The 14,282-nt window shown below is 53.2% G+C and carries 10 protein-coding genes; 8 read left to right on the top strand and 2 right to left on the bottom strand.

The features are described from left to right. The first annotated feature begins 5 nt into the window (after positions 1 to 5). The 3 genes from ACMGGS_RS20060 (at position 6) to ACMGGS_RS20050 (ending at position 4,955) form a co-directional block, all read left to right on the top strand. Complete coding sequence (locus ACMGGS_RS20060; protein ID WP_414164082.1) at positions 6 to 854, top strand: helix-turn-helix domain-containing protein; 849 nt, start codon at positions 6 to 8, stop codon at positions 852 to 854. 122 nt (positions 855 to 976) lie between these two features. After that, complete coding sequence (locus ACMGGS_RS20055; RefSeq protein ID WP_414164081.1) at positions 977 to 2,290, top strand: MFS transporter; 1,314 nt, start codon at positions 977 to 979, stop codon at positions 2,288 to 2,290. Then, positions 2,277 to 4,955, top strand: a complete 2,679-nt coding sequence (locus tag ACMGGS_RS20050; RefSeq protein WP_414164080.1) for a family 78 glycoside hydrolase catalytic domain — start codon at positions 2,277 to 2,279, stop codon at positions 4,953 to 4,955. Before ACMGGS_RS20055 ends, ACMGGS_RS20050 begins: the two co-directional genes overlap by 14 nt. A 45-nt stretch (positions 4,956 to 5,000) precedes the next feature. On the opposite strand, the gene ACMGGS_RS20045 is transcribed toward ACMGGS_RS20050, so the two are convergent. Next, positions 5,001 to 5,756, bottom strand: coding sequence for a hypothetical protein (locus tag ACMGGS_RS20045; RefSeq protein ID WP_414164079.1), 756 nt, complete (start codon positions 5,754 to 5,756; stop codon positions 5,001 to 5,003). Then, the gene (gene dgt, locus ACMGGS_RS20040; RefSeq protein ID WP_414164078.1) at positions 5,713 to 7,167 is read right to left on the bottom strand and encodes a dGTP triphosphohydrolase; all 1,455 of its coding nucleotides are present in this window, start codon (positions 7,165 to 7,167) and stop codon (positions 5,713 to 5,715) included. Before dgt ends, ACMGGS_RS20045 begins: the two co-directional genes overlap by 44 nt. Before the next feature lie 244 nt (positions 7,168 to 7,411). Between dgt and flhB the strand changes: the two genes are divergently transcribed. The 5 genes from flhB to ACMGGS_RS20015 all read left to right on the top strand — a co-directional run bounded on the left by flhB (position 7,412) and on the right by ACMGGS_RS20015 (position 14,012). After that, positions 7,412 to 8,560, top strand: a complete 1,149-nt coding sequence (gene flhB, locus ACMGGS_RS20035) for a flagellar biosynthesis protein FlhB (RefSeq protein WP_176918904.1) — start codon at positions 7,412 to 7,414, stop codon at positions 8,558 to 8,560. Continuing rightward, positions 8,553 to 10,631, top strand: coding sequence for a flagellar biosynthesis protein FlhA (flhA, locus tag ACMGGS_RS20030; protein WP_414166322.1), 2,079 nt, complete (start codon positions 8,553 to 8,555; stop codon positions 10,629 to 10,631). Before flhB ends, flhA begins: the two co-directional genes overlap by 8 nt. Beyond that, a complete protein-coding gene (flhE, locus tag ACMGGS_RS20025) occupies positions 10,631 to 11,023 on the top strand; it encodes a flagellar protein FlhE (RefSeq protein ID WP_414164077.1) in 393 nt (130 codons plus the stop codon). Before flhA ends, flhE begins: the two co-directional genes overlap by 1 nt. 261 nt (positions 11,024 to 11,284) lie before the next feature. Continuing rightward, positions 11,285 to 12,868 carry an MFS transporter gene (locus tag ACMGGS_RS20020; RefSeq protein ID WP_414164076.1) on the top strand — a complete coding sequence of 528 codons (1,584 nt, stop codon included), beginning with the start codon at positions 11,285 to 11,287 and terminating at the stop codon, positions 12,866 to 12,868. Between the two features lie 4 nt (positions 12,869 to 12,872). Continuing rightward, entirely contained in the window at positions 12,873 to 14,012 is a 1,140-nt protein-coding gene (locus tag ACMGGS_RS20015; protein WP_414164075.1) for a glycoside hydrolase family 88/105 protein, read from the top strand. Positions 14,013 to 14,282: the final 270 nt, after the last annotated feature.

Raw genomic sequence — 14,282 nt, 5'->3', positions numbered from 1 at the left:
ATATCATGAGCCTGATTCATGAGGGCTTTTCCTTGCCGGAAGCCAACCGCGCGGTAAACGTTTGCGAAAAAAAACTTGCCAGCGGAGAGTACAGCCAGCAGCACGGTAATAACGAAATAGCGATTGTCACCCGCGGGTACGGGGTTCTGTATAGTCTCAACGCCTCTCACTTCTTGAAACCGGGCGACGTTATTATAAAAATCCCCTCGCAGCATTATCGTATCGCTGCGCTGAAAAAATTGTCTGTCACGCTAATACAACTTTCTCCGCCGGGACCGTTTCTGTTTATTAGAGACATCGGCTCGCTGATGGCGATGTTAACGCCGCGATATTCCAACGCGATGCCGCTTAAAAATATCGCGGCCCATCTCGCTGAAGCAAACGCTCTGATCGAGGATATTGCAGGCTCAGGTCATGACTGTTCGGACGTGGAGACGCAGGCGCTAAAAGAGATTGCCTTACTTAAACTGATTATTTTTCTTAAGCAGACGGGGACAAAGGCACAGACGTGTCGGGAGAATACATTACTGGATTATATCTATCAGCATTGTGAGACGAAAATTAACTGGGACGCGCTGTGCGCCTCTGCCCGATTGTCGCGGCGAACTTTTCATCGCTATACCGAAAAGAATATTGGCATGACGCCAGAAAAAATCCAAATGACATTCAAACTCATCAAGGTGCAGGAAATGTTGCGCAGCACTGATTTACTGGTAGGTGATATTGCCCGTGCCAATGGTTTTACTACGACAGCTCAGTTATCGACTGCCTATCGCAAGGCATTTCTAATTTCACCATCACAAGAACGCACCGCATTAATTTCCAGCTCGCTTTCGACGATAGCGGAAACGTGAAATAGCGCTATAGCGATTGTCAGTGCTGGTCATGTCATGTCAGGAAATGGCAAAAAAATAAAGGCGTCTGACCAGAAGGGTTGTCATTATGCTCAGGGAAAACACAATTAAGGATCACCACTATGTCTGTTAATAAAACACCTAATCCGTGGTACGTGGGAGTCGTATCCGGGATGGCATCTTATATCGACTCCACCGCCATTATTTCCAGCGGCACAGCATTAGTGATTTATCAAAAAACAATAGGAATAACAGCATCACAAATAGGCATCTTATCAGGCTTGCTTACCCTGTGTATTGCCATCGGCGCATTCTCTGGCGGGCGTTTAGGTGACCGCCTGGGGCGGCGTAAAGTATTTATTATGACAATGCTAATGATTATCATTGGTTCATTACTCTTGTCATTTGGCCTCAGTTTCCCATTGCTAACCCTGGGGATTATTTTTGTCGGGCTGGCAACCGGGGCCGACCTGCCTGTTTCTCTGGCAACCATTTCCGAAGCCGCATCCGATAACAACAGAGGCAAAATTATCGGCCTGTCTAATTTACTCTGGACCGCAGGGATCTGCGCCGCAATGGCGGTTTCCGCGGTAGTGGGGGATTGGGGCACGCTGGGCGCGCAGATTATGTTTATGCATGTCGGTATTGTTGCCGCCATATTGATGTTATTGCGGCTGGCTATTCCTGAATCCCCTCTTTGGCTGGCGGCAAGAGACGAAATGCAGCGGGGGGCAGCTACCGTTCGTGCGCAAAATAATGCATTTAAAGATCTCTTTAAAGGCAAATATTTATGGCCGTTTATTGCCTTAAGTGTGTTTTATGCATTTACCAACCTCGCTGCTAATACGGGCGGACAATTTGGCACCTATATCGCGGTAAACGTGGTAGGCATCACGGTGAGTAAAAACTCACTATGGGGACTTATCATATTACCTTTTGGCATTCTGGCGAATCTCCTGTTTATGCGCATTGTCGATACGGCCAAAAGGATGCCCTTTTTTGTAGCGGGCGCGATCCTGCTGGTTGTCGCCTTCCTTACACCAGTAGTCTTCAATTTCTCTCCGGTTTCATGGTTCTGCTTTGTACTTTTCAGCAACCTGGGCAACGGCCTGGCGTTTGAAGGAATAATGAAAGTCTGGTCCCAGGAATCGTTTCCTACCATGTTGCGCTCGACGGCTCAGGGGTTAATTGTCGCCATCGCGCGTTTGTTATGCGGAATACTGGCGTTTGTGACTCCGGTACTGCTGGATGCCGGTCCTGCGGCACTTTACATGATACTGGCGGTAATTGTTGCTATTGGTTTAGTGACCGGCTGGCTCTGCTTCCACGGTAAACAACGTAATGAATTTAAATCGGAATCGGAGGTAGCAGATCCTGCTGCCACTGACTCCTCATGGACAACTAAGCATCAGGAGCACAGCTATGCTAACCATTGAAAATATCCTGCTTGATTACGCGCAGTCTCTACAGGGAACCGAACAATTCCCCCTCGTTGGCTGGCAGATCCACAGCGATAAAAAAAACGTTATTCAGCAGAGCTGGCAGTTACAGATCGGTGAAGATTCCGCCTTTACGCAGATTCTTCACGATACGGGACGCATGGAAAGTGTGCAGTCGCAGAATATTCAATTGACCGGTATCGAACTGGTCTATTCCCGTCGCTACTTTGTGCGGGTCAAAATCAGTGATAACTATGGTGAGGAGAGTAGCTGGAGTCAGCCCGCCGAATTTATTACCGGTCTGCCCGCAGAGAAGTGGCAGGGCGCTTTTATTTCGGCGGAGCAGCCGGAAGATAACGCGACCTCCAAAGGATCGCTGCTACGGAAAGCATTTTATCTGGATCGCGTTGACGACATTTCTTCGGTTGTTGTTCACGCCAGCGCGCTGGGTATTTATCAGTTTTATTGTAATGGTCAGAGAGTCGGCAATGATGAATTAACACCGGGCTGGACCAGTTATCACCACCACCTGCTTTATCAAACCTATGACCTGACGCCACTGCTTCAGGAGGGCAAAAATGCGGTTGCCGCCAGCCTGGGCGCGGGCTGGTATAAAGGTGATATGAGTTTTAACCGCTATCGTAATTATTACGGTGATCGGACAGCGTTTATCTGTCAGGTGGTCATTCATTATAAAGATGGCCGCCAGCAGACGCTGGTCACGGATGAGTTATGGCGTGCCTCGGACTCCCCGGTACTGTTCTCAGAGATTTATGACGGCGAAACTTACGATGCGCGTCTGGAGCAGGCTGGCTGGAATGACGCAGATTTTGATGATAGCCAATGGCGGTCTGTTAGCCTCATTGACGCGGATAAGGCCGTCCTGCGCCCTCAGGGAACTGCGACCGTCCAGCAAATTGAAACCATTGACCCCGTCGCCGTGCTGATCACCCCGCAGGGGGATACGGTGGTTGACTTTGGTCAGAACCTGACCGGCTGGGTCTCTTTTACCGTTAAAGGAAACGTGGGGGATAAGGTCGTTCTGCGTCATTTTGAAGTGCTGGATGCTGACGGCAATGTGTATCTGGCTAACCTGCGCACGGCAAAACAGCGAATTGAGTACACGCTGAAAGGCGGGGAAGAAGAACATTATCATCCCCACTTTACCTTCCAGGGCTTTCGCTATGTGAAAATCGAGTCATGGCCGGGAACCTTTGATATTCATCAGGTCAAGGCTGTGGTGGTTCACTCGCAAATGCAACAAGCTGGTGACTTTTCCTGCTCTAATCCGCATCTGAATCAGCTTCATCACAATATCCTGTGGGGCTTAAAAGGCAACTTCGTTGACGTTCCCACCGACTGCCCGCAGCGTGATGAGCGCCTTGGCTGGACGGGCGATGCGCAAATTTTTTGCCGTACCGCCAGCTATCTGATGCAGACACGTAACTTCTTTGCTAAATGGCTGACCGATTTGCGCCACGATCAAACCGCGGAAGGCGGCGTCCCGCATGTTATTCCGGATATTCTCACTGACAGATGTGATGAAGATCGTTTTCTCGCCCAGGGTAATACCCATTCAGCCGCTGCCTGGGCTGATGCCGCCGTCATCGCGCCCTGGACCATCTACCTGATGTATGGCGACACGACCACCCTGCGTAATCAGTATGCCAGTATGAAGGGCTGGATCGACTTTATGCGCGCCCACGCCGTCGACAACCACTGGCGCTACAAGTTGCAGTTTGGCGACTGGGTGGCGCTGGATGCGAAAGAGGGCAGCTACTTTGGTGCCACGCCAAACGAACTGACCTGTATGGCGTATTACGCCTGGTCAACCTTACTGTTCGCCAAAGCGGCGAAAGTGCTGGGCCACGAAGCTGACTATCAGGAGTATGTTGCCCTCTACCAACGCATTGTTCACAGCTTTCAGCAGGCGTTCTTCACGCCCACCGGCCGCCTTGCCGTCAGAACGCAAACCGCGCATATTCTGGCGCTCCATTTTAACCTCGTGCCGGACGCCTTCAGGGAACGGACGATCAATACCTTGCTGGAGCTGCTGGCCGAGCACGACGGGCATCTGGTCACCGGCTTTGTCGGCACGCCCTATTTTTGTCACGCCCTGAGTCAGAACGGACATGCAAAAGAAGCCTGGGATTTGCTGTTAAAAGATGATTTCCCCTCCTGGCTCTATCAGGTGAAAGCCGGGGCCACCACCATCTGGGAGCACTGGGACGGGATCAAACCGGACGGCTCCATGTGGAGTCCGGATATGAACTCCTTTAACCACTATGCCTACGGTGCTATCGGCGAATGGATCTACCGCGCGGCGGCAGGCATTGACACCGACGAGTCCGGGCCGGGCTTTAAACAGATTCGACTTAAACCGCTGATTGGCGGCGGTCTGGAATGGCTGAACGCACGTTATCATTCTCTGTATGGCGACATTAACGTGGGCTGGAAAGTCGTCCCGGCGGGCGAAGGCGTATCACGAGTGACCATGGAGGTCGATATCCCGCCGAATACCCAGGCCACGATTACGCTGGTGGACGCTGAGGAGATTATCGCTGACGATGGCCTGACGTTTAGTGCCGAAGGGGGCGATTATCAGGCAGTTACCGGTTCAGGTTATTATCAACTGGAATATCGTTGTTCAATGCCTCAGTAAGTAAAAGCGTGGCTGCTCGTCAGAATAGCCTCGCTTTGCCCGCAGTCAGCTAAAATATAATTTCAGATCGCATCCCGGCTTAGCATGGTGAAGATTTTCAATAAGTTTATCTAATTTCCCTTCACTAAACGAAACAGAACGGTAGCTACGATATTCCTGCTCCTGCAATATCTCGTAGCTGTAATCATGCAAAACGTGCGATAAAAAAAGACAAAGATTCGGCCCCAGAATCTCAACGTGTTTGTTGTAAATCGTACGTAATATACGCACGACTGACGCCGCCTGATTAGGGTTGGTCGGAAGAACCAGTTCCAGCCGTTTTTGATGCAAATCGTTCAGATAATATTCAGTTGTGATGACCGTCTTACGGCGCACGTCGTAAAGCACCGAGTCCCAGGACATCAGCGTGGTTTTAAGGAGGCTGTCAGGCTCTTCAAATTCAATAATGTTGTTTTTGAAAGCCCAGGTTTCCTGGAGGCTCCAGATATCAAAATCAATACCTCTGTAACTAAACCGCACGCCACCCAGTTTGTTTACCGCAACTTGTTCAATATGAAAATGACTGAGCAAGCGGTGCAAAACGTCGTGGTTGCCGTCAATGACTATGTCGATATCTGAGGTGAAACCTTTACGGCCGAATAGCCCTATATCCCTGATCATTCCGCCAAAAATCCACGCGCGTGTTTGCGCCGCCAGAGCCTCTACCAGCGCTCTGGCTTCTTTTCGCTCTTCGCATGAATCAAAAAAATCTTCGATTCTATGCTTGAGGCGCTGACGATTTAACGCGACTTTCGTACTCATAAAGCGATTTTAGCTCATCGTGGAGTCGTATCAAATAGTTATCCGTCATGCCGGAGATCGCGTCGCAGAGTAACTGGGCTTCCTTATACAGAGGGGGCAGTATGTTATTCGGATCTTCAAAAATGCGGCGATAGTTTTCGGAGATCCGTCCATAAGCATAGCGGCCAAAAGGAGTGTCATATTGACCATTACCGCTTGCCCGGCCATTGATACCCGTCCACAGCATATCCATAAGGCTCTGAATATAATTGGAACCTTTAAGCTCAAGTTCGAGTACCGTCTTATGCTGGTAGCCACGGGTCTTATCGAATTCTTTAAGTGCGGCACATAAGGCTTTACCTGTGCTAATGCCGATCAGATCTTTCACTCCACATCCTGGTTGAAGAAGCATAGGATGATGTTGCCTGAACGCCTCCACCGTGGATTTAATGAGGATATTGGTGGCATGGACCCGGAATATTTGCATGCTCAGATCGTTTATTTCGTTAGGCGACAACGCATTTTTTTGTGATTCCCATTCCTTGTTTTTTTGCTCGATGAGATTAACGGCTTCTGAAATAAGCGGATCGTCCCGGTTCGCCCAGCATTGCAGAAAATTAATGAGATCCTGGTAGGAGGCGAGGCCTTTTTTGACGGTATCTTCGGCATCAAGAATGGAATATGCGATATCATCACAGGCCTCCATCAGGTAGGTAAATGGATGTCGCACGCCCATACTGAGGCCGGTTTCTCTCCATACTTCATTAACGACATTTTCCTCAGAATAAAAATAGCCATGTTTCTTCCAGAGCGTACTTTCTTCCCAGGCAGGGCGCGGGTACTTGATTAAAGCGGCCAGCGTGGCATAGGTAAGGTTCAGCCCGAAATCATCATTGATGATTTGAAGTTTGGTGACCAGTCGCAGGGTTTGTGAATTGCCGTCAAATTTCAAAAAGTCATTAAATATTTTTTTATCAGGTACGTTTTCTGCGGTTGCAATTAACGGTTTAAGACAACGATTAAACCATGAGCGCATCGCTGCCTCACCCTGATGTCCAAATGGAGGATTGCCAAGATCGTGAGCAAGACCTATTGCGGCGAGCAGCGCCGGAACGTCACGCTGAATAACTATCCCCGGACACATTTCGCCAAAAATTTCTTCGCGCATTTCAAACGCCAGGCGCATGCCAATACCACGGGCAAAATTGGAAACCTCGTGAGAATGGGTCAAGCGCGTGCGTACGCTGTCGTTCAAATCAAGCGGAAAAACCTGCGTTTTGTCTGCCAGACGGCGGGTTGGCGCTGCGAATAATAAGCGATCGTAATCACGCTCAATTTCCTGGCGTCCTTCCCTTAAAGAAGACGGGTTGGCCGCGTCTTTTTTGATTTTATCTTTCCTGCGACGACTATTGAGGAGTTGTTCCCACTTCATGATTTTTTCCTTTAGATACGCGAATGTTAAGTACGCTAGCAAACCCCAGTGACTGATACCATCCGCTGTGCGGCTATTTTCCGAAACTGGAATGCTTCACGCAAAACGCCGCAACTGCGCTGTTTTATTGCAGTTCATGCTTACTGAACGCCATAAATCCGCCTCTTTTTATGCGCTAATTAGCCAATCATTTTGCGCCGCGTTTGGCATGATGCGCTGGTGTGAAATGTAGCGAGCATAACGCGTGGCAGAAGATAGCGAGGACAAAACAGAGTCCCCCACACCCCAGCGACTTGAAAAGGCGCGTGAGGAAGGGCAGATCCCCCGATCCCGTGAGCTGACCTCGCTGCTGATTTTGCTGGTGGGCGTGAGCGTCATCTGGATAGGCGGGGAATCGCTGGCGCGCAGGCTGGCGGGTCTGTTGTCAACAGGGCTGCGCTTTGACCACAGCATTATTAACGATCCCAACCTTATCCTCGGACAAATCATCCGCCTGATCCGCGAGGCGATGTTCGGGCTGTTGCCGTTGATTACCGGCGTGGTGATCGTGGCGCTGGTGGCTCCGGTCATGCTCGGCGGGCTGGTTTTCAGCGGCAAGTCGCTCTCCTTAAAACTCGATAAACTCAACCCGTTGCCCGGTCTTAAGCGCATGTTCTCAGCCCAGTCGGTGGCGGAACTGGTGAAAGCGCTGCTCAAAGCGGTGCTGGTAGGCAGTGTGACCGGATTTTATCTCTGGTCGCACTGGCCGGACATGATGCATTTAATCAGCCAGTCGCCGCTGACGGCGATGGGCAACGCGCTGGATCTGGTTGGCCTGTGCGCGCTGCTGGTGGCGCTCGGGGTGATCCCGATGGTGGGGTTTGACGTCTTCTGGCAAATCCACAGTCACCTGAAAAAATTGCGCATGTCGCGGCAGGATATCCGCGATGAATTCAAACAGAGCGAAGGCGACCCGCACGTGAAGGGGCGTATTCGCCAGATGCAGCGTGCGGCGGCGCGGCGACGGATGATGGCCGATGTGCCGAAAGCCGATGTGATTGTTACCAACCCCACCCATTACTCGGTCGCATTGCAGTACGACGAAAGCAAAATGAGCGCGCCGAAAGTGGTGGCGAAAGGGGCGGGGCTGGTGGCGCTGCGTATTCGTGAGCTGGCGGCTGAACATCGGGTGCCGGTACTGGAAGCACCGCCGCTGGCGCGTGCGCTTTATCGACATGCGGAAATTGGTCAGCAGATCCCCGGCCAGCTGTATGCGGCGGTGGCGGAAGTACTGGCGTGGGTCTGGCAGCTTAAACGCTGGCGACTGGCGGGTGGGCAGCGCCCGCAAAAACCTGAAAATCTTCCGGTGCCAGAGGCGCTGGATTTTATGAATGAGAAGGACACTGATGGCTAACCTGGTGGCAATGTTACGTCTGCCCAACAACCTGAAATCGACGCAATGGCAGGTGCTGGCCGGGCCAGTGCTGATTTTACTGATCCTGTCGATGATGGTGCTGCCGCTGCCGGCATTCATTCTCGACATGCTGTTTACCTTTAATATCGCGCTGTCGATTATGGTATTGCTGGTGGCGATGTTCACCCAGCGCACGCTCGAATTTGCGGCGTTCCCGACCATCCTGCTGTTCACCACGCTGCTGCGTCTGGCGCTTAACGTGGCTTCAACGCGTATTATCCTCATGGAAGGGCATACCGGCGGCGCAGCGGCAGGGAAGGTGGTTGAGGCGTTCGGACACTTCCTCGTCGGCGGTAATTTTGCCATCGGGATCGTGGTCTTTATTATCCTCGTTATTATCAACTTTATGGTTATCACCAAAGGTGCCGGACGTATCGCCGAAGTGGGCGCGCGTTTTGTGCTGGACGGGATGCCGGGCAAACAGATGGCGATTGATGCCGATCTTAACGCCGGGTTGATCGGTGAAGACGAAGCCAAAAAACGCCGTTCGGAAGTAACCCAGGAAGCGGACTTCTACGGTTCAATGGACGGGGCGAGTAAATTCGTGCGCGGCGATGCGGTGGCCGGGATTTTGATCATGGTGATCAACGTCATTGGTGGCCTGCTGGTTGGCGTTTTACAGCATGGTATGCCGATGGCAAAAGCGGCGGAATCCTACACGCTGCTGACCATCGGTGACGGTCTGGTGGCACAGATCCCGGCGCTGGTGATCTCCACGGCGGCGGGCGTTATCGTTACCCGCGTCAGCACCGAGCAGGATGTCGGTGAGCAGATGGTGACGCAGCTGTTTAATAATCCGCGCGTCATGATGTTGAGCGCCGGGGTATTAGGCTTGCTCGGTCTGGTGCCGGGAATGCCGAACTTTGTCTTTTTGCTGTTTACCGCCGCCCTTCTGGGACTGGCCTGGTGGGCGCGCGGTCGTGAAGCCAGGGTGGTTGCCGAGCCGACGCCGGTCAAAATACCGGAAAATACCCAGGCCGCCGAAGCCACCTGGAGCGACGTGCAGCTTGAGGATACGCTGGGGATGGAAGTGGGTTATCGGCTGATCCCGATGGTCGATTTTCAGCAGGATGGCGAACTGCTGGGACGTATCCGCAGCATTCGCAAGAAAATTGCTCAGGATTTGGGCTTCCTGCCGCCAGTGGTACATATCCGCGACAATATGGATCTCTCCCCGGCGCGTTACCGCATTTTAATGAAAGGCGTGGAAATCGGCAGCGGCGAAGCGTATCCGGGACGCTGGCTGGCCATTAACCCCGGCACCGCCGCAGGGTCGTTGCCCGGCGAGCAGACGGTGGATCCGGCGTTTGGCCTGGCTGCCATCTGGATCGAAAGCGCGCTGAAAGAGCAGGCACAAATCCAGGGCTTTACCGTGGTGGAAGCCAGTACAGTGGTCGCTACCCATCTCAATCATCTGATCAGCCAGTTTGCGGCGGAGCTATTTGGCCGTCAGGAAGCGCAGCAGTTGCTGGATCGGGTGACGCAAGAGATGCCGAAGCTGACGGAAGATTTGGTGCCGGGTGTGGTTACGCTGACGACGCTACATAAGGTGCTGCAAAACCTGCTGGAAGAGAAAATCCCGATCCGCGATATGCGCACCATTCTTGAAACGCTGGCGGAACATGCGCCGGTGCAGAGCGATCCGCACGAGCTGACGGCGGTGGTACGCGTGGCGCTGGGCCGTGCTATTACCCAACAATGGTTCCCCGGTAGCGGAGAAGTTCAGGTTATCGGTCTGGATACGCCGCTGGAGCGCCTGCTGCTTCAGGCGTTGCAGGGCGGCGGCGGACTGGAGCCGGGTCTGGCCGATCGCCTGCTGGCGCAGACGCAAGAAGCGTTAGGACGTCAGGAGATGCTGGGTGCGCCGCCGGTGCTGCTGGTGAATCACGCCCTGCGTCCGCTGCTGGCGCGTTTCCTGCGCCGCAGCCTGCCCCAGCTTGTCGTGCTGTCGAATATGGAGTTGTCGGATAACCGCAATATCCGCATGACCGCCACTATCGGAGGTAAATAATGCGCATTCTGCTCTGTCTACTGTTGCTGCCGTTGACTGCCATGGCCGCGGGCGAGGGCGCATGGCAGGCCAGCGGACGAGGCGTAACGCTGAATCATCGCGGTGTGGCGGCTTCCTCCGCGCCGCTTTCCTCTTCTCAACCGGTGAACGGGCTGATGACTCTGGTGGCCTGGCGTTACGAGCTGAACGGCCCGACGCCCGCCGGCCTGAATGTGCGTTTATGTTCACAAAGCCGTTGTGTACCGCTGGACGGGCAGAGCGGCACCACCCGGGGGCTGACCGGCGTACCTGCCATGGAGCCGCTGCGCTTCGTCTGGGATGTTCCGGGGGGAGGACGCTTGCTACCCGCTCTGAAAGTCTCCAGCAATCAGGTGATCGTTAACTACCGCTAATCGCTGCCTTTTTCACCGGCTGTCAGGCAAATCTGATGGCTGGCTCTCATTTTTGACCCGTCCTTTTGATACAAAAGAAACGCTGTTTTATAAATCAGTGAGGTGGGTGGCGCGACTCTTTGCGTTTTTGCCATTTACGGCAAGGTAATGGCAAAAACGAAAAGGTAAGCCATTCTGCATACTTTTACTGTAGCCGTGTAATAACTCCCTTTGGCGAAGCCAAATTGCCGGGGGTATCCCAAAATAAAAAAGGGTACGGCAATGAATACACGCAAACCAGGACTCGTTAACTATCTCGCTTACGGATCGGGCGACTTCCTCGGCGCGGGAACTACAGCGCTCACCGCCGCATGGCTGTTGTATTTCTACACCACCTTTTGCGGCTTAACGCCGATTGAAGCCACCTTTATTTTTGCGACCGCCAGGGTACTGGATGCGGTCGTCAGCCCGCTGATGGGCTTTTTGACCGATAACTTCGGTTCCACCTGGCTTGGCAAACGTTTTGGTCGACGTAAATTCTTTATTCTGCTCGGCATTCCCTGCGTCTTTAGCTATTCGCTAATGTGGGTCGGGGAGATGAGCTTCTGGTACTACCTGCTGACCTATCTGGTTTTTGACGTGGTCTACACCATGATCCTGGTGCCCTATGAAACGCTGGTGCCGGAGATGACCGATGACTTCAAACAGAAAACCAAATTTTCCGGCGCGCGAATTTCGATGGCGCAGATGTCGGCCATTCTGGCGTCCTTCCTGCCGGGCGTACTGCTGACCGCGTTCGGTAAAGATAATCCGATCTCTTTCTTCTACGCGAGCCTGGTGTTCTCCGTGCTCTGCGCGATCATGCTGACCCTGGTCTGGTGCTTTACCTGGGAACGTCCGCGCGAAGAATGGACCGAGGCGGCGCTGCGCGCAGAAGAAGAGAAACGCAGCCTGACGCTTGGACAGAGCCTCAACCGTCTGGTCATTGAACTTTCCTCCACGCTGCGTATTAAGATCTTTCGTCAGCATCTTGGGATGTATCTTGGCGGCTACATTGCCCAGGACGTGTTTAACGCGGTGTTTACCTACTATGTGGTCTTTGTGCTGATGCAGGAAGCCTCACTGGCCTCGAATCTGCTGGGTACAATGGCGATTTTCCAGTTCCTGGCGGTGATAGCGATGATCCCGCTGTGCATCCGTTTTGGGCCTGCGCCGTCTTACCGGATGGTTGTTGTTCTGTTCGGTCTCGCCTCGATTTCCTATGCCGTACTCTATTACGCGGGCCTCAGCGATGTTTATTCGCTGCTGCTGTTACTTTCCGCCGTCGCCGGGCTGGGACGCGGGGGCATCAACTACGTACCGTGGAACACCTATACCTATATCGCCGATGTAGATGAAGTCATTACCGGGCAGCGTCGTGAAGGGATTTTCGCCGGGATCATGACCCTGACGCGCAAAGCCTCGCAGGCGGGTGCGGTGATGCTGGTGGGGATCATCATGCAGATGTCCGGCTTCGTCTCCGGGCAGAAAACGCAGCCGCCGGAAGTCAGCCACACCATTCTGATGATCCTGAGCGTGGGCACCATTATCGTGCTGGCCTGCGGTTTCCTCGTCTCCCTGCGCTTCAAACTGAATTTAAATACTCACAGCGTCCTGCGTGAAGAAACCGCGAAGATGCGCGAGGCGGGGCACGCGTTGCCGGAAAGCGTGACGCCGGAGGCGCGTGCGACGGTCGAAATGCTGGCGGGGTTGCCCTACGACACGCTGTGGGGAAATAACAATATTGGTTATCTCAATCGTAATAAACCCGCTGCGCGGCCGCTCAGTCAGGGTGCTCCATTGAATTCGACATACAACAGAGGTTAAGGATATGAAGGTTTGGCCTGTCAAACATAGCGCATTACTTCGTCAGCCAGAGCGCTTTATCAGCAGAGAGGAACTTCAGGCGCTGATTCAGAAAGTCACGCACAATCTGGTCAATATTCACGATGAAAGCGGTGAATTTCTGCTGCGACTGGATGACGGGCGGGTGATCGACACTAAGGGCTGGGCCGGATGGGAGTGGACGCACGGCGTAGGTCTGTACGGTATCTGGCAGTATTACCAGCAGACGGGCGATCTTGAGATGCGCGATATTATCGACGCCTGGTTCGCCGACCGTTTTGCCCAGGGCGCGACCACCAAAAACGTCAATACCATGGCCCCGTTCCTGACCCTGGCGTATCGCTATGAGGAGAGCCACAACCCCGCATACCTGCCATGGCTGGAGACGTGGGCGGAATGGGCGATGTACGAGATGCCGCGCACCGAACATGGTGGAATGCAGCACATCACCCTGGCGGAAGAGAATCATCAGCAGATGTGGGACGACACGCTGATGATGACCGTTCTGCCGCTGGCGAAAATCGGTAAATTGCTCAATCGGCCGGAGTACGTTGAAGAGGCGACCTATCAGTTCCTGCTTCACGTGCAGAACCTGATGGATCGGGAAACCGGCCTGTGGTTCCACGGTTGGAATTATGATGGACACCATAACTTTGCTAACGCCCGCTGGGCGCGTGGCAACAGCTGGTTAACCATTGTGATCCCGGATTTCCTCGAATTGCTGGACTTGCCAGCCAACAACGCGGTGCGCCGTTATCTGGTGCAGGTCCTGAACGCGCAGATCGCCGCGCTGGCGAAATGCCAGGATGACAGCGGCCTGTGGCATACGCTGCTGGACGATCCGCATTCCTACCTGGAAGCGTCAGCCACCGCCGGATTTGCGTATGGTATTTTGAAGGCAGTGCGTAAGCGTTACGTCGGACCGGAGTATGCAGAGATCGCCGAGAAAGCGATTAACGGGATAGTGGCGCATATTTCGCCGGAAGGGGAGTTGCTGCAGACCTCTTTCGGTACGGGGATGGGGGCAGATCTGGATTTTTATCGCCAGATCCCACGGACCTCGATGCCTTATGGGCAGGCGATGGCGAATTTATGCCTGACGGAGTATTTGCGTAAGTATTTTTGATACTTTTGCAGGGTGAACGAGCCAGTCAGCAAACTGACTGGCTTGGGGGTGATTACAAAGCTGTTTTGCTACTGTTTTCGCCGTTCTGCCGGGTGGCGGCTTCGCCTTACCCAGCCTACGAAAACCATCAACATCAACAAGTTATGCTTCACCCGTAGGCCTGTGCAAGCGCAGCGCCGCCAGGCATAATTCCACGGTCTCACGTTTGTCAGCAGTCTGAGTCAGTCAGGAAACTGACTGGCTTTTTTGCTTTTATCTTCAGATAATTCA

The sequence above is a fragment of the Superficieibacter sp. BNK-5 genome (genome assembly GCF_047456055.1).
Lineage (GTDB): Bacteria > Pseudomonadota > Gammaproteobacteria > Enterobacterales > Enterobacteriaceae > Superficieibacter.
This window is presented reverse-complemented; position numbering and strand designations above follow the sequence as displayed.